Annotated in this window: 16 protein-coding genes; 4 read left to right on the top strand and 12 right to left on the bottom strand. The window is 39.6% G+C overall.

The features are described 5' to 3' along the window. Positions 1-8: 8 nt before the first annotated feature. Positions 9-791 carry an SdiA-regulated domain-containing protein gene (locus AWW68_RS02105; RefSeq protein ID WP_157717491.1) on the bottom strand — a complete coding sequence of 261 codons (783 nt, stop codon included), beginning with the start codon at positions 789-791 and terminating at the stop codon, positions 9-11. A 150-nt stretch (positions 792-941) separates the two neighbouring features. Between AWW68_RS02105 and AWW68_RS02100 the strand changes: the two genes are divergently transcribed. The 3 genes from AWW68_RS02100 to AWW68_RS02090 all read left to right on the top strand — a co-directional run bounded on the left by AWW68_RS02100 (position 942) and on the right by AWW68_RS02090 (position 5,421). Further along, a complete protein-coding gene (locus AWW68_RS02100; protein WP_068216084.1) occupies positions 942-2,168 on the top strand; it encodes a Pycsar system effector family protein in 1,227 nt (408 codons plus the stop codon). Positions 2,169-2,203: 35 nt separating this feature from the next. Next, a complete protein-coding gene (locus AWW68_RS02095) occupies positions 2,204-4,609 on the top strand; it encodes an ABC transporter permease (protein WP_068216081.1) in 2,406 nt (801 codons plus the stop codon). A gap of 137 nt (positions 4,610-4,746) precedes the next feature. Continuing rightward, on the top strand, positions 4,747-5,421 hold the full coding sequence (locus tag AWW68_RS02090) for an ABC transporter ATP-binding protein (protein ID WP_068216080.1): 675 nt from the start codon (positions 4,747-4,749) through the stop codon (positions 5,419-5,421). Between the two features lie 55 nt (positions 5,422-5,476). Here the strand turns inward: AWW68_RS02090 and AWW68_RS02085 are convergent, their stop codons facing one another. From AWW68_RS02085 to AWW68_RS02050, 8 genes are all read right to left on the bottom strand, one after another. Further along, on the bottom strand, positions 5,477-6,175 hold the full coding sequence (locus AWW68_RS02085; protein WP_068216078.1) for a fatty acid desaturase: 699 nt from the start codon (positions 6,173-6,175) through the stop codon (positions 5,477-5,479). A gap of 15 nt (positions 6,176-6,190) precedes the next feature. Next, positions 6,191-7,036 carry a 4-hydroxy-3-methylbut-2-enyl diphosphate reductase gene (locus tag AWW68_RS02080; RefSeq protein WP_068216076.1) on the bottom strand — a complete coding sequence of 282 codons (846 nt, stop codon included), beginning with the start codon at positions 7,034-7,036 and terminating at the stop codon, positions 6,191-6,193. Between the two features lie 70 nt (positions 7,037-7,106). Next, positions 7,107-7,940 (bottom strand): phytoene/squalene synthase family protein, encoded by an 834-nt coding sequence (locus AWW68_RS02075; RefSeq protein WP_068216074.1) that lies wholly within the window; start codon positions 7,938-7,940, stop codon positions 7,107-7,109. A gap of 32 nt (positions 7,941-7,972) precedes the next feature. Next, a complete protein-coding gene (locus tag AWW68_RS02070) occupies positions 7,973-9,448 on the bottom strand; it encodes a phytoene desaturase family protein (RefSeq protein ID WP_068216072.1) in 1,476 nt (491 codons plus the stop codon). Positions 9,449-9,464: 16 nt separating this feature from the next. Next, complete coding sequence (locus tag AWW68_RS02065) at positions 9,465-9,971, bottom strand: RNA polymerase sigma factor (RefSeq protein ID WP_068216070.1); 507 nt, start codon at positions 9,969-9,971, stop codon at positions 9,465-9,467. A 389-nt stretch (positions 9,972-10,360) separates the two neighbouring features. Then, on the bottom strand, positions 10,361-11,263 hold the full coding sequence (locus AWW68_RS02060) for a MerR family transcriptional regulator (protein WP_068216069.1): 903 nt from the start codon (positions 11,261-11,263) through the stop codon (positions 10,361-10,363). Between the two features lie 4 nt (positions 11,264-11,267). Beyond that, positions 11,268-11,717, bottom strand: coding sequence for a sterol desaturase family protein (locus tag AWW68_RS02055; RefSeq protein WP_068216067.1), 450 nt, complete (start codon positions 11,715-11,717; stop codon positions 11,268-11,270). Positions 11,718-11,759: 42 nt separating this feature from the next. Next, on the bottom strand, positions 11,760-12,410 hold the full coding sequence (locus AWW68_RS02050; protein ID WP_068216065.1) for a carotenoid biosynthesis protein: 651 nt from the start codon (positions 12,408-12,410) through the stop codon (positions 11,760-11,762). On the opposite strand from AWW68_RS02050, the gene AWW68_RS02045 reads away from it, so the two are divergent. Beyond that, positions 12,411-12,788 carry a DUF4286 family protein gene (locus AWW68_RS02045; RefSeq protein WP_245660194.1) on the top strand — a complete coding sequence of 126 codons (378 nt, stop codon included), beginning with the start codon at positions 12,411-12,413 and terminating at the stop codon, positions 12,786-12,788. On the opposite strand, the gene AWW68_RS02040 is transcribed toward AWW68_RS02045, so the two are convergent. The 3 genes from AWW68_RS02040 to serS form a co-directional block, all read right to left on the bottom strand. Continuing rightward, positions 12,785-13,246, bottom strand: coding sequence for a GNAT family N-acetyltransferase (locus AWW68_RS02040; protein ID WP_068216063.1), 462 nt, complete (start codon positions 13,244-13,246; stop codon positions 12,785-12,787). The two genes, AWW68_RS02045 and AWW68_RS02040, sit on opposite strands and share 4 nt — an antisense overlap. A gap of 7 nt (positions 13,247-13,253) precedes the next feature. Continuing rightward, a complete protein-coding gene (locus AWW68_RS02035) occupies positions 13,254-15,620 on the bottom strand; it encodes a T9SS type B sorting domain-containing protein (RefSeq protein WP_068216061.1) in 2,367 nt (788 codons plus the stop codon). Between the two features lie 105 nt (positions 15,621-15,725). Beyond that, positions 15,726-16,997 carry a serine--tRNA ligase gene (serS, locus tag AWW68_RS02030; protein WP_068216058.1) on the bottom strand — a complete coding sequence of 424 codons (1,272 nt, stop codon included), beginning with the start codon at positions 16,995-16,997 and terminating at the stop codon, positions 15,726-15,728. Positions 16,998-17,174: the final 177 nt, after the last annotated feature.

The following is a 17,174-nucleotide window of genomic DNA, read 5'->3' as shown; positions in this document are numbered from 1 at the left end:
TAATGGTTCTACTGCTTCATTTTAAACCAAAGTAGTGTTCCCCCTTCGCCCTCCATTTCATTACTTATATAGAGGTCTCCTTCGGGGCTAAAAGCTATTCCTTCAGGTTGAGGAAATAAGCTCCTCTTTAGGTCGGTCAGGTTTTTGGGCTTACCGTCTTTTCCAAATACCATAAGTGCTCTTTTGTGTGCCGAAAGAACATATACCTCTTCAGTTAAAGGGTGAACAGCCACTGCAGAAGGGTGAAATTTATAGTCTTTTCCCAGCACTCTTTCCATGTCTTTATGGCTTACAGAAAAATGTGGGAGTTTATCGAAAGTCTTTTCATTGAGGTTGTACCCATAAATGGCCTTGCCAGCAACTTTTACATCGGGGGTGTCTCCATCATCTTTTAGGGCTATTAGCAAATGGTTGGTTTTTGGGTTATACCCAAGGCCTTCTACATTGTTTTTAGAATCGAATGGAGTTTCAATTTTCTCTACAACACCTTCAATGTTTACATTAAAACGATATAGATTACCATTGCTTTTTACAATGTATATGTATTCTCCCACTCGTTCAATGCCCTCATAGTCTCCATCTCCATCAAACCTTACCCTTTGTACAACGGCTCTTTTTTTTAGGTCGAATACATACATTCTCCCTTTTTCATCGTTGTGCATTGCGAGTTGATTGGTATTGAAATAAGTAAGGCCAGAAACTTCTTCCAAATAGTCAGGAAGCGTATAGATTATCTTTGGCGATTCTAGATCGTACGGAGGTCTATCTTGCGCTTGTATATGGAGCGACAAAGAGGTTAAAATAAATAAGATGAATATCTTGGCCGAATGGATCATTTTCATGCTAGGGAACAAAAATAAATTTAATATCATTCCTTATAGGCACTGAGATTCAAGTAATTTGGGTCCCGGGTCCTATATTTAAGATTAGAACAAAGCGCAGTGGCAGATTTACTTGTTTCGAAGGTTCAGGCCTATTGTAAAGAACTTTTTACCGAGAAACTCTCGGAGAGTTTCGTTTATCATAACTATCAACATACCGAAAGGGTTGTGGATGCGGCTCGTATTATTGGACGAGAAAGTGATTTAAACGAAGATGAGTTGGAGCTGATCACCATTGCAGCTTGGTTTCACGATGTTGGTTATACTGAGGGATGTACTAACCATGAAGATACTAGTGTAAGGATTGCCAAAGAGTTTTTGCAAAAGGAAGGTCTAGCCCAAGATAAAATAGAGACCATCTGTAATTGCATCTCGGCCACAAAGATGCCTCAAGCTCCTAAAACGCTAATGGAAGAAATTTTGTGCGATGCGGACATGCACCATTTAGCATGTACTGATTACCATAAAATGTCTGACCGCATGCATCGGGAAATTGAGTTAACCAAAGACAAGCAAATCAGTGATGAGGAGTGGGATGAACTGAACTATAGCTTCTTTAATGACCATGAGTACTTCACTGAGTTCGGCAAGAAATACTTGCAACCCATTAAGGATGATAACCTTAAAAGGATAGGGAAAGGAGAGCCTAAGAAGAAAAACAAAGCCGAGTCTAAAAAGATAAAAAAGCTGGAGAAGCAACTGGCGAAAATGGAAGAGAAGGCCAGGCTGAAGCCAGATAGAGGGGTTGAAACCATGTTCAGAACTACCTCTAAAAACCACTTAGAACTCAGTGCTATGGCCGATAATAAGGCCAATATCATGATTTCAGTGAATACCATTATTCTTTCGGTAGTGGTTTCGGTGCTTATCCGCAAGTTATACGAGTATCCCAACTTAGTTATACCCACCATTGTACTCATTATTGTTTCTTTAACCACTATCGTATTGGCCATTTTGGCTACTCGGCCTAATGTATCATCTGGGGTGTTTACAGATCAAGATGTATTGAGTAAGAAAACGAACCTGCTCTTTTTTGGAAACTTCCATAAGATGAAGCTAGACAGATACGAATGGGGCATGAAAGAAATGATGAAAGATGGCGACTACCTTTACAGTAGCCTTGTAAAAGACATCTATTATTTGGGTGTAGTGCTTGGTAAAAAATACAAATTACTAAGGGCTTGTTACACCTTCTTTATGATAGGTTTTGTCATTTCCATATTAGCTTTTGTATGTGCTATGTTACTGTTTCCACCAGTAGAACAAACAGGTTTCTACACTTTTTAGCTTGATTTTCTGCGAACCTCTGGCTAAATAGGTTCATGTTAAAGAGTTATTTTTTAGTTGCCCTACGCACAATCAGGAAAAATCCTGGCTACGCTGGAGTCAATATTTTCGGTCTTACCTTAGGTATTTCGGCCTTTTTGGTCATACTTCTTGTCATAAGGTTTGAATTAAGTTTCGATAAATTTCATTCAGATTCTGAGAAGATTTTTAGAATCAATAATGAGTTGAGATTAAGTAGTGGAAACTATAAATATCCAACTAGCACTTCTGCCTTAGCTCCTGCCCTTAGCAATCAACTACCAGAAGTTACAGATTATACCCGAATGAGTGGTGGTGGCCAACAGCTGGTAATAGAAGTAGAGACGGAGCTTTACAAAGAGAATAATTCCTTTTTTGTGGATCCTAACTTCCTAGAGTTTTTCAATTTCTCTTTGCTTCAAGGCCAGAAAGAACAGGTGCTGTCTGCTCCCAATACGGTTGTGCTAACAGAAACTGCGGCCGTTAGATATTTCGGAAACACCAATGTAATTGGCAAAACGCTAAAAGTGAAGGGGCAGCAGGATACCAACTATGAGGTTACGGGTCTGTTAGAGAATTTGCCAAAAAACACCCATATCGCCTTCGATCTGCTTTTTTCTAATCAGACATTTCGTAGCCAAAATGCCAATTTCCTTAATTCTTGGGCTAATGATGGCTTCTATAACTACATTAAGTTAACAGATGAACAGCATGCTAATTTGGTGACAGCTAAAATGGTTGAGCTGAAGGCAGCCAATATTGAGGAGGGGCGTTTGCATATGTTTAATCCTGATTTAATAGCCTTAGAAGACATTCATTTAAAATCGAATTTGAGAAACGAAATATCTGTAAATGGCAGCATGGATTTCGTCTACATTTTTACGGCTGTAGGCGTGTTTGTTCTACTTATTGCGGGTATCAACTACATGAATTTGGCTACGGCCAGATCGGCCAAAAGAGCTAAAGAGGTGGGTATGAGGAAAGTGCTTGGAGCCTACAGAAAACAACTGATAAATCAGTTTTTGGGAGAGTCTTTGGTATTGGCATCAATTTCAGCTCTTCTGTCATTAATTATGGTCTACTTGCTCATAGGCCCCTTTTCTAGCTTCATCAATAAGCCTTTGTCCTCGGCAATGCTATTTGAGCCTGAGGTTTTGGGAGCGTTGGCCCTCATAGTAGTTGTTATTGGGTTGGGCTCTGGAGTATATCCTGCTCTCTTTCTCTCGGCTTTTAAACCTGTAGTGGTGTTAAAAGGCAAGCTTGCAGCGGGTATGGGAGGCTCTGGTATTTTTAGAAAAGCGCTGGTTGTTTTCCAGTTTGTAATATCCATTGTGATGATCATCGGAACAGTTATAGTTTATAATCAGCTTAGCTTTCTACAGAATAAACCTTTGGGCTTCGAGCGTGAAAATATTTTGATGGTTTCTAATACCAATCAGGCGATTACTCCAAGAATGGAGGCTTTCAAAAATGAGCTTGAGAAGAACCCTAGTATTGAAGGGGTTACAGCTACTTTTTCTAAACCAGGCGGACTCAGGCCAATTATTTTTGTGAAGTCAGAATCTGTTTCTGAAGAAGTTGATGGATTGAATTTAGCCGGCATAAATATTTATCTGAACTACCTAGATGTCATGAATATAGAGGTACAAGATGGTAGAAATTTTGACCCAACAATTCCAACCGATTCCACAGAAGCAATTATTATTAATAGGAGGGCCGAAGCAGAGCTTAACCTAAAAGGCGAGGCCGTTGGCAAGTTTATAGATGTCCAAGGTTTTGGAGGTGACTGGCAAAGAAAACAGATCATAGGTGTTATCGATGATATCAATTTTGAACCCCTTCAGAGAAGAACTGAATCATGCTTCTATGCCTACTTCTTCCCGAACTTTCAAGAGATCTTCATAAAGGTAAATCCAGAGAGTCAAAGTGAGGTGGTGAGCTACGTTCGAGATAAGTGGACGGAATTTGCTCCATCGCAACCTTTTGAATATTCTTTCTTAGAAGAAGACTTAGCTGCACACTACGATAATGAAAAAGCCTTAAGTCAATTGGTGGTTTTCTTCGCAATACTGGCTGTGGGGATTGCGTGCTTGGGCTTGTTTGGTCTTGCATCATATTCAACAGAACAACGAATAAAAGAGGTAGGCGTGAGGAAAGTGTTAGGCGCCTCTATATGGCAAGTTTTATATCTGCTATCTAAAGATTTTGCTATTCTAATAGCTATTGCCTTTGTTATTGCGGCACCTGTTGCGTTCTACTTGTCTGGTTGGTGGTTGCAAAACTTCGCTTTTTCCATTACTCCATCAGTTTTAACGTTCTTGCTTGCAGGCTTTGTAGCGCTATTCATAGCATTGCTAACAGTGAGTCAGAAAACTTATGCTGCTGCCAAATCTAATCCGGTTAAGGCACTGCGGTCTGAATAACGTGTCAATAGTGAACAAAAGTGATCGAATCTGTACAGTTTTGATTTGCGTAATAACTGCTTAATGCTGAAAATCAATATATTCGCTATTGGCATATAAATTGGTAAAACGAAAAGGTCAAAACTTAAACAAGTCAAATGATTAAACTACGCGACATCGACAAATTTGTCGACTCAAAATACCAGAGAACATTCATTCTAAAAGGAATTGATTTAGACATAGAGCAAGGTGAGTTTGTAACTATTATGGGGCCATCGGGTGCAGGAAAGTCTACTTTAATGAACATTATTGGAATGCTAGACGAACCTTCTCAGGGAGAGTATTACTTCTTTGATGAGCCTATTCATAGAATGAAAGAACGTAAGCGCTCCGATTTACACAAACATCACATTGGCTTTGTTTTTCAGGCCTATCATTTGATCGATGAATTGACAGTTTATGAAAACATTGAGACGCCTTTGCTATACAAAGGCGTAAAGTCGAAAGAGAGAAAAAGTATGGTGGCCGAAATGTTGGATAGGTTCCAAATGGTGGCGAAGAAAGACCTTTTTCCAGAGCAGCTTTCAGGTGGCCAGCAGCAGTTGGTTGGTGTAGCTAGGGCTTTAATAGGTGAGCCAAAACTACTCTTGGCCGATGAGCCTACGGGTAACCTGCACTCAGATCAAGCAGAAGAAATAATGAAGTTGTTCCAGAAATTAAATAGTGAAGGGATGACCATTGTTCAGGTAACCCACTCAAAGGAGAATGCAGCCTACGGAAATAGAACAATTAACATTGTGGATGGTGCTGTAGAAAAAGACGATAGACATTAAGAAAAACAGATAGAAAACACCTTAAAGGCTACTTGTAGAAATGCGAGTAGCCTTTTTATTTACTGGTTTCGTATTTCTCTTTAACCTTCCAGAGTTGCCACCATGGCGTGCCTGGAGAGGCATGGTGTTCGTAGTGGTAGCCAAAGAAATAGCAGCTTAAAAATGCCCAAACATGATTAAGCTTCTGACTATTAGACTTATGAATGTTGTCTTGTTTGTGTTCTCCTCTATGGGGTAGGTAAGTGCCAAAATAGAACAACTGTAAAGTAGAAAGTACCGCTGGCAGCATCCAAAATACAATAAGGTTTTCCGTGGGTAAGAAAAGCTTTAGAATGTTGAAGCTTATGGCCATGAGTAGAATTTGCCAAATATTTAGGTACTGCTTCAAAAAGCTTAGATACCAAGAAAAGAAGTTGCCTCTGTGGTAGTCTGGGTCTTTGTCTGTAGCTACATACCTATGATGTTCATGATGTTTTGGAAACAACCTTCTGTAAAAGTTAAAGCTGAATAATAACGAGGTGAAATGGCCAATAGCATGGTTGAGTTTAAGGCTTTTGGCCACTGTTCCGTGCATTGCGTCATGAGCAGTTATAAATAGCCCAGTATATAAATGGGTCAGCAAAAGAATAAGCAAATAGGTAACTGGCGAGTCAAACTCTAGTTGCCATTGCAAGGCAAAGGCTAAAGTGGCAAACCATAAAATAATTATGGCAAGGGCAACATAAACTCCAGTATTTGACTTGGCTCCGGCCATGCCTAAAATTAACGATTATAGCTTTTGAAGGTGTGATTTAATTTCTTCCATCAACCACATTGGAGTAGAAGTAGCTCCGCAAATACCAACACTTTCGTTTTTCCCGAACCACTCAGATTTTACATCTGCAAGCGATGAGACAAAATGTGTTCTTGGATTCTGATCGGCACATATTCTGTACAGCACTTTACCGTTAGAAGATTTTGTGCCGCTTACAAAAACGACTACATCAAACTTTCTGGCAAAATCTCTTAACTCTTTATCGCGATTCGATACCTGTCGACAAATGGTATCATTGGTTTTTACAGTGATTCCGTTTTCCTCAAGTATTCTATTGATCTCGTAAAATTTGTCTGTGCTTTTGGTGGTTTGAGAATAGAGGGTGAGCTCTCGTGGTAATGTTGGAATATCTAGTTCTGCTATATCTTGAAAGACAACGGCTTCATTATTGGTTTGGCCTAAAAGACCTACTACTTCTGCGTGGCCATGTTTACCGTAAATGTATATCTGCTCTTCTTTATCGAAGCTGTTTTTGATTCTATTCTGAAGCTTTAAAACCACTGGGCAAGATGCATCAATTAACTCTAAGTTGTTTTGAAGTGCCATTTGATATGTGGCAGGTGGCTCGCCATGGGCTCTAATGAGCACTTTAGCATTTGTAAGCAGCTTAAGCTGCTCATGGTTGATGATTTTCAACCCTTTCTTTTCTAGGCGCTTAACCTCCTCATCATTGTGTACTATATCTCCTAGACAATAGAGATTTCCCTCTTCTTCCAGAATGTCTTCAGCCATTTCTATGGCGTATACCACACCAAAGCAGAAGCCAGAATTGTTGTCGATATCTACACTGAGATTAAACATAATAGCATAACCTAGAATGAATATTTATGTTTGAGATTTAGTTTCTGTAGCACTAATTAATCAGTCAAAATCAAATTGTGTGGATTCTGTGCTTAAAGTAAATGCCTACTAAAATGCCAAACTTTCTAGCATCGGGAATTCGAATTCTCTCTTCCTTAATTCTAGAAGGAGGACATTTTTTAATTTTATTAAAGAGCTTCAGGTAATACTTGTAGGCTAAATACACGCCTAACCTTGCTTCTTTCGGAAGCTTCTTAATGCCTATTAATGCATCGTCAAAGTCTTTCTGAATATCGGCTTCAATGGCTTCTTTGGCTGTTAGACTAAAATCGTTAAAGTCTACACCAGGAAAATAAACCCTTCCTCTTTCTTCATAATCACTTTTAATGTCCCTGATGAAGTTTACTTTCTGAAACGCTGCTCCTAACTTTTTGGCAGGAGGTAATAGCTCTTCATACTGGGTATTGTCTCCGTTGCAAAAGACCTTCAAGCACATTAGGCCAACTACTTCTGCCGAACCATATATATATTCTTCATACCCGTCTTGATTATAAACGGTTTCACTGAGGTCTAACCTCATAGAGTGTAAGAAAGACCGAATAAGCTCATGGTCTATCTCGTATTTGTTTACTATAAGTTGAAAAGCATGAAGTACTGGGTTGAGACTCACTTGTTGTGCAATTGCCTTGAACGTATTCTCTTCAAATTCATCCAGTAGCCTTGCTTTGTCTTTATCATGGAAGGTATCTACAATTTCATCTGCATAGCGAACAAAGCCATAAATGGCGTAGATCGGGAAGTGCAGCTTCTTGTGCAGGGTTTTTATACCTAAAGTGAACGAAGTGCTGTACCGTTGAGTGATAAGCTTGCTACATTCCAATGTGGTTTGATCGAACAGATCCATGAGTTAAGATAACTAAATTATGTGTAAGAGGTTTAAGCCAAGTCTTTTACAATTTCATTGGCCACCACAATTCCCGATATTAAACTCGGAGGAACCCCTGGCCCGGGAACAGTTAATTGACCTGTGTAGTACAGGTTTTTTACATGCTTATTTTTAAGGCTAGGCTTCAGAATGGCGGTTTGTTTCAATGTATTGGCCAAGCCATAAGCGTTGCCCTTAAATGAATGGTAATCGCTAACAAAGTCTTTGTGCGCAAAGCTTCTCTTGTATACCACGTGTTCCAAAATGGATTGTCCGCAGTATTCCTCCATTCTTTTTACTATAAGCTTAAAGTAATGATCTCTTATTTCTTCATTGTCTTCTAGTCCTGGTGCTACAGGTATTAGCAAGAATAAATTCTCATGACCTTCAGGGGCTACTGTGTCATCAGTTTTTGAAGTTAGTGATGCGTAGAATAACGGATTATCAGGCCACTTAGGATCGGTATAAATATTATGGGCATGCGGGGTAAAGTCCGTATCAAAAAACAAATTGTGATGGAGTAGGCCGTCCAGTTTTTTATTTAGTCCCACGTAATAAAGTAAAGAAGATGGGGCAAGTACTCGCTTGTCCCAGTATTTCTCTGAGTAGTTTCTATCGGCTTTGCTCAATAATTTATCATCTACATGATGATAATCCGCTCCTGCCACCACAACATCTGCAGAATAGGAGCCTCGCACTGTTTCTACTGAAGAAACCTTGCCGCTTTTGGTTTCTATAGATGTTACTTCATGGTCTGTAAGTATTTCCACGCCTAGCTCTTCGGCCAAAGATGCCATTGCCTCAACAATTTTGAACATGCCACCCTTTGGGTACCAAGTACCTAAAGCCATATCTGCATAGTTCATTAAACTATAAAGCGCAGGGGTATTTTCAGGAAGGGCACCAAGAAACAACACCGGAAACTCCATGAGCTGAATTAGCTTGGGGTGCTTAAAGTATTTTCTTACATGCTTAGCCATAGATTGGAAGATATCCATTCTAACTACATCAATTAGTAGTTTAGGGTCAGCAAATTCTGTGAGGGTCCTGCCTGGCTTATACACCAGTTGGTTAATGCCTACTTCATATTTGTAAGCAGCCTGTTTTAGAAATTCATCCAATTGAACACCAGAGCCCGGCTCAATAGAGTCGAATAGCTTTTTAAGCTCGGCCATTTGGGCTGGAATTGGCATAGCATCTCCATTTTCATAAACTACCTGATATGAAGGGTCTAGCCTGACTAAATCGTAATAATCGGTAACCGATTTTCCGAATTTGTTGAAGAAACTTTCAAAAACATCGGGCATCCAGTACCAACTAGGCCCCATATCAAAAGTAAAGCCCGACTCGCTAAACTGTCGGGCTCTTCCTCCAATGGAGTTATTCTTTTCCAGAATTTTTACCTCAAAACCTTTGTGAGCCAAGTTGATGGCGGCAGAAAGGCCTGAAAAACCGGAACCAATAACTAGTGCTGTTTTCTTATTCATTAAAGCTAAACTAGCACTAGCTTCTGTATGTTCTTAATTTTTCTTTGAGTTGCTTTCTGGCAATGTGAATTCTATTTTTCACTGTACCAATAGGAATTTCAAGTCTATCGGCAATCTCATGATATTTAAAACCTCTGAAATACATCATAAATGGAGTTTTATAAACATCATCTAACGACTCAATTGCCGCTGTAATGTCTTTCATGGCAAAGTTGCCATACGCTCCATTCTCGATGTTTACATCGCTAGAATTGATAAAGTGTAAATTATCTGTAGTATCAATGAAGGTTCCTCTTCTTACCATTCTCTGATAATTGGTAATAAAAGTGTTCTTCATTATAGTATATAACCACGCTTTCAGATTTGTGCCTTCAGAGAATTTCTCTCTGTTTCTATAGGCCTTCATTAATGTCTCCTGAAGTAAATCATTAGCGTCTTCGGTATCCTTTGTCAACTTCAAAGCAAATGGCTTCAGAGATTTAGTCATTTGTGTAATTGTGTAACTGTATTCTAGAGCTGTCATAACTTTTGCTTTTATGTTGAACAAATATCAATAATGATTAAACAAAAGTCAAGAGCTTTTTGTGGAAAGTTTAAATAATAAGGTTAAACAAAAAATGAGATAATGATCAGACTGTTTAAAATATGGAAGAGATAGTTGACAAATGATTCAACAAAATGATTATACGGGTATGTACATGTAACTATATATATACGAGGCAAATTGGCTAATGGATTCAACCAATCGCAAAAAAGTGTCTAGATATAGGTTTTGAGTAGCTCTAAAAGGAGGAAAAGCTGAAAAACGGCACTTCTTACGCCTTAATCTCAGGGGTTGAGCTAATTGATGAATAGGAATGACTGTAGCTCGCGAAGCAGGTACATCGCGAGCTCAATAAATTCAAAAAAAAATTATTTTGAAACCGACTCAGACTGGTGAGCGCTGATGAATTCTAGTATTCTGTTCGGATTGGCTACCTCTATTACATTATCTGGTAGGCCTAAATCTTCTCCAATAATTTGGCTACCACTTACCAAGATTTCTGTATTAGGGAACAGTTCAGAAAGATTGGCCAAGTATTCCTTCGGGTCAAATGCTCTACTGTTATTTGTAAGTATAGTAAAGAGGTAGTCTGGTTGATAGGTGTCGTACACCATTGACAGATCATCGAACGGCATATTCTGACCCAGATAAATTACCTTATTACCTTTTGCTCTTATTAGATAGTTAGCGAAGAGCAAACCAAGTTCGTGAAGTTCGCCTTCGGGAAGGAAGAGCATGTACTTTTTTGCCTTTTCGTCAAAGGTCTCGTATTGTCCATCTATGGCTACAATAACCTTCTGCCTTATCAAATTAGTGATAAAATGCTCCTGTGCAGGATTTACAGCGTCAGTAAGCCACATTATTCCAATCTTTGAAAGGAAAGGATATATAATGTTGAGCATGGTGCGCTCAAAGCCTACTTTTAGGGTGCTAGACGAAATGATTTTCTCAAAACGCTGTTCGTCTAAGTCTATCATTGCCAAAGTGAGACCGTAGATCTGATCTACAAAACTTGTTGTTTTGTCAGATACTTCTACTACAGCTTCCTGCAGCTCTTTCTTAGACATCTCCGCTATTTTGGAGATCTTAAAACCGTTGTCTTTTAATAAAGAAACATTGAGTACGAGCTTCAAATCATCCTGATCGTAATACCGTATGTTGGTATCAGTTCTTTTAGGATTAATCAATCCGTATCTCTGTTCCCAGATTCTTAGGGTGTGAGCTTTAATCCCCGAAAGGTGCTCTAAATCTTTAATTGAATAATTTGCCAAACCTTTACTCCTTTATTCCTTGCTTCTTCCAAAACTCTCTCGGTACAACAAATAGTCCGAACGACACTGAGTTGTTTTTTTGAGTGCTATGATGAGCCTTATGAGCCTCGGTTATGGCTTTTAGGTATTTACTTTTTGGTCTGTTAAACCAACTCAGCCTTTTGTGTATGAGTACATCGTGTAAAATAAAGTAAGACATACCATACAGACTAATACCGCAGCCTATCCAGAACCTGTAATCGAAGGTCTCTGCGCCTAGTAGTATTAATGCTATGGCCGTTCCACCAAAAATTACAGTAAAGAGATCATTTAGCTCAAAGAAACCTTTTGTGTGAGTGTGATGGGTTTTGTGAATGTTCCACAAAATACCATGCATTAGGTATTTGTGAATGGCCCAAGAAAAGACCTCCATCAAAACAAATCCCAAAAACGTCCACAAAATTGCCTCTAACATTTCCTCACAAACAGTACGTTCATTGAATTGTTTTTAACTGCTTCAAATAAAATTCAAAGCCATAAAAAAGCCGATCAATATATATAAAAGTCTAGGTGCCAACGAATTGTTTGACTTCGGCATTAAATAATAAAATAAAGTGTGAAGTATTATGCTGGTAATAAACCAACCTAAGTAGTTGCGCAGAGGAATATGGTTTCCTTCCCAAGTCCAAAAATCGAGCTTAACTGCAACAGGTTCAATTAGAATGTCAATGGCCGTCATTAAAACAGCACCAACTAGTATGGTTGGAACCTTGCTATGGGCAACACTTCTGGCAAATAAGCCAGTGCAATAAATCATAATTACCCAGTTTATACCTATTGCCAGAGGTACATCCCAAAGTTTAAATCCAAGAGTTGGCCCGTAGCTATACTCACCAAAAATAACTCCCGAATGAACCCCGGCTACTTCAACAAAAAAGCCAATGATTATGGTGAGTAGAATAAATAAGAAGTATTGACCAGACTTAATCTTTTCAAAATGAAGAAGAATAGCGGCAGTGGCCACAAGGTTGAATGGGGTGAGCATCTGAAAGAGTTCTCTCGATGCGTCTATACTCATGCCTACTACTCCAGCAACGTGCATGGCTAAGAGCAGATAGAAGGCATTGTTCTCGTTTACGAAGGGTAGGTTGTCAACCTTAGATAGCATATGCTTCAAAACTCAACGACTATTGAAATGTTTAGCACAAAAATAAGCCTTAATTTTGTGCCAAACAGCAGTAGAATGATTCTTTATAACGTAACGGTAGCAATAGACAAAAGAGTTGAAAAAGAGTGGTTAAAGTGGATGAAAGAAACTCACATTCCAGAGGTGCTCGAAACAAATCAGTTCGTAGATCATAAAATTTTCAAGGTATTGAATACAGAAGACCCTGAGTCGTCATCTTATAGCATTCAGTATTTTGCTGAAAGTATGGATAACATAACCATGTACCTTAATGCATTCTCTCAAGAATTGAGATTAAAGGTTAATCAGAAGTTTCCAAACCAGTTTGCAGCCTTTAGAACATTGTTGGAAGAGGCTTAGTAAGATTGAATTTGTTGGGAGGTAAGTGTACAATTTATCCACTCCCCATCTAGATCAGCTCCAAGTTTCTTGTAGAATTCAATGGCGGGTTCATTCCAATCGAGTACTTGCCATCTTACCTGCTTGGAGTTGGTTCGTTTTGCTTCTTTAATTATTGAATCTAAAAGAAGTTGTCCGTAGCCTTTTCCTCTTTCAGAGCCTTTTACTACCAAATCTTCTAGGTAAACGGCTTTTCCTTTCCAGGTGGAGTACCTGAAGTAATAAAGAGCAATGCCAACAATTTCACTTTCGTTTTCAGCCACAAAAAACTCATAGACTGGGTTTTCCCCAAACCCATCTTCTTCCAATTGTGTAAGAGTTATTTCTACTTCATGAGCGGCTTTTTCATAATCGGCTAACTCCTGAATAAGTTCTAGTACTTGTGATAGGTCAGATTTGATCCCTTTTCTGATGTTCATGGCTGGTTTATCTTATTAATTTAAACTCTCCTCTAACTTCTTCTGTAGAAGTGATATTGTTGGCTTCAATAACCCAAGAGGCAAAGTAAGAGTATTTTCCTTCTGGAGCATCACTTCCGTTGAAAGTACCGTCCCAACCTAGGCTGATGTCATTGGTATGGAAAATGACATTTCCCCATCTGTTGTAAATAGTCAGCTGGTATTCTACTGGACATGAGTTTGAAGGACGGAATGTTTCGTTACTTCCATCGCCATTTGGGCTGAAGGCATTTGGAAGAACTATTTTTGGGGTTGCTTCTTCAACAATTTGTGAGCCAGTTGTGGTACAGCCATTGGCATCCGTAACAGTAACACTATAGGTGCCTTGTTTAAAGCCGGTTGCATAAGCTCCAGTTTCTGAATTCATTTCCCAACTGAAAGTATAAGGGCTTGTTCCTCCCGAAATAACAGCTTCCAAAGAGCCATCTGTACCACCTGGGCATGAAACTTTATAGGTATATATTTCTTCTATCACCAATGGGGCAGGTTGGCCAATGGAGAAGCTGTCACTCCAAATACAGCCATTAGCATCTGTTATGGTCACTGAGTGATTGCCTTCGGGTAAATTGCTAACCGAGAAGCTGGTCTCTCTTGAGCTATGGCTCCACTGGTAAGTGTATGGGGTAGTTCCGCCAGTGGCATTCACTTGAATGGTTCCATTGGCATCTCCATGGCATAAGGTGTTATTTTGATCAGAAAATGTAGCTGTTAGTTCAGTAGGTTCTGTTATAGTAAAAGGTATGTTTACAGTACAATTATCTACTGTGACATCGACAGAGTAATCTCCCTGTGGTAGGTTAGAAATACTATTTCCACTGGTAGTGCCAAGCCCTCCAGTTTGCCAAATAAAGCTATTTGTGGTGCCGCTGCCAGAGGTAATAGTTGCCGTTGCAGTTCCGTTACTTCCCTGATAGCAACTTACATGAGTTAAATCCATGTTTACCGCAATTTCATCACGGAGATCAACTATTAATATTGGAGAATCTCCATCGCAAATATCTGTGGCTGTTCTGGTCGACTCAGTAAAATAGAGTTCTCCTGTGCCAGAGCCATTCCAGAGAACAGTTACTTCGTTGGTGCCATCTCCACTTGTAATTGTTCCGTTTGTAATATGCCAGAAATAGTCGGAGCCAGGTGTTCTTGGGGTCGAATAAGTTTGCTCAGAAGCAAGGTCTGAATAACAAACAAATTCAGGGCCTTCTGGTGTAGATGGCTCTAGCTTCTGATTGATTTTAACAGAATATGTTATTTCAGTGGTACAGGCAAAGTCAGACACGACCTCTAAAACTACTGAGGCATTATCATTTGTGTTGCCCCAGTTCACTGTTATTTCGTTTGTTCCCTGTCCAGAAGCTATTGTGCCACCATTTACAGTCCAGTTATATGAGTAGCCATTTAAAAGTGTGGCTGAGTAGGGCAAACCGTTAATGTTGGGGCATACAGAAATTGGTCCAGTAATCTGAATATCTCTTTTCGGATCCAATATGGTTGTTCCAGAAATAGAAGAAAGCACATCTGGATCGCCTGTTTGGCCACCGTATTCAACAATATAGCCTGTAGGTTCAAAGTCTCCCGAGCCGCCAGCATTGGGTAGATCATTCCACCGGCCAGGGGGAGAGGTCCAATCCATCATGTGTGCATAATGCTCGTTACCTCCATTGTTATTAGGCTCTGCGGTATTCCAATTTTCGTATCCAGAAGTCAGAAGTGTGCCTAGGCCTCCATTTGCTTCTCCTTCTGGGCCAGTAACCCAGCGCCAAGTGCCTTCTTGATTTTCATCGCTTGCACCAATCCATGCCGTGCCGCTTACTCTCTCAAGAATAAAGGCATTTTCTTCTTGAGATGTAATGGTGGTTAAATAGCCCTTAAGACCAAAAATCTCTTTTGTTTCTGCCTGAGCTTTGGCTTGGCTCCAAGAAACTCTAGATGCAGCGAAAAACTGGTAGAAATGACCAGTTGAGACCAAGAAGTCTACTCCAGATAGTGTAAAGTTGATAGACTTTTGCCTGGTCATATCACTGCTAGTGAAAGTGACTTCCGATATGATTTGTCGATACTGACTCAGTGTGGCTTGACCATTTAAAGTGAGTATGCCATTTGAGCTATCGAAGTTGCTATTTACTGCAGTGCCATTGTAGGCTAGTAAATCTGTAGAAGCATCATAGTTTTCTATGGTTACCTGAATGCCTTCTAGCTGTTCGTTACTGTCTCCGCTGATTACTACGAATTGGGAGATGGGTAATGGTTGTCCCGCTATATAGCAGTAAGAGGCTTGAGCTTGTACCTCTAGTGTTTGGGCAAAGCTGAAAATATTGGTGCACAGTAAAATACACACCAAAAAATGGAGTCTAGTAAAAGTCAATAGCAGCGCGTTCTATTCTCTTCGTAATAACGAAAGCTCGCAATATAAGTATGTAGAACGCCTGCTACAAGGTGGGTTCTATATTCTGTTAAACCCAGTATACGAATGTAATACCTCTGGAATGTTGATTCCGCTTTCGTCTTGGTTGTTCTCCAAAATTGCAGCGATTATTCTAGGTAAGGCCATGGCGCTACCGTTAAGGGTATGAAGTAAAATGGACTTCTTGTTTTCGTCTTTATACCTAAGCTTTAAGCGGTTTGCTTGGTAGGTTTCAAAGTTAGAAACAGAACTTACTTCTAGCCACTTGCCTTGTGCGGCAGAATATACTTCAAAATCGAAGGTTAGGGCAGAAGTAAAACCTAGGTCTCCACCGCAAAGCCTCAAAATTCGGTATGGCAGATTTAAGCTAGAGAGCAGGTGTTCTACATGAGCACACATCTCTTCAAGTGCCTGATAAGACTCTTCTGGCTTTCTTACTTGCACAATTTCTACCTTATCGAACTGATGAAGTCTGTTGAGACCCCTCACGTGAGCTCCCCAGCTCCCAGCTTCTCTTCTAAAGCAAGGGGTAAAACCAGCATGCTTTACAGGAAGATCCTGCTCATTCAGTATCACATCTCTATAAAGGTTAGTGATTGGAACTTCTGCGGTTGGAATAAGGAATAGGTTCTCTTCTCCAATATGATACATCTGTCCTTCCTTGTCTGGAAGCTGACCAGTGCCATAGCCGCTAGCTTCATTAACTACAATAGGTGGCTGAACTTCAGAGTACCCTGCTTTTACCGCTTCATCTAAGAAATAGTTTACTAAGGCTCTTTGAAGCCTAGCACCTTTTCCTTTATAAACTGGGAATCCTGCCCCTGTGATTTTTATCCCTAAGTCGAAATCTATGATGTCGTGCTTTTTTATGAGATCCCAATGCGCCATAGCGCCATCATTAAGGGTTGGAACTTCGCCCACTTTCTTAATTTCTACATTGTCTTCATCTGTATTTCCTGCAGGTACAGATTCATTAGGAACGTTGGGGATATTGTAAAGCTTTTGGGTCAAATCGTCTTGAATGCCATTTAGCTTTTCGCCTAGCTCTTTATTTAGTTGCTTTAATTCAGAGGTTCTGGCCTTTATTTTTTCAGCCTCATCTTTTTTGCCCTCCTTCATTAAGGCACCAATTTGCTTGGCAATACTGTTTGCTTCGGCCAAGTTGGAGTCTAACTCTTGCTGTGTACTCTTTCTAGATTCGTCCAATTGAATTACCTCATTCAGCAATTCTTCCGCATTAGAAATGTTTCTTTTCTTTAATCCGGTTATGTATCGGTCTTTTTCAGCAATAATGTTGTTTACCTGAAGCATCAGTCATTTAATTTAGGCCGCTAAATTATTTAATTCCGCTGGAATAGAAGCCTTAAATGGCATGGAAAAGAGGGATAAGTAAGAAAAACAAGGTCTAAATTTTGAGAGTTTAAATGTTTGCTCTAATATTGTATATCCTTTGATGATCGGATGCTTTCCAATAGTCATCACTAACTA

Origin of the sequence: Roseivirga spongicola, assembly GCF_001592965.1 — a bacterium.
Taxonomy (GTDB): Bacteria; Bacteroidota; Bacteroidia; order Cytophagales; family Cyclobacteriaceae; genus Roseivirga; species Roseivirga spongicola.
The sequence above is the reverse complement of the archived record's forward strand: the minus strand, read 5'-3'. Positions and strand labels throughout refer to the sequence as shown.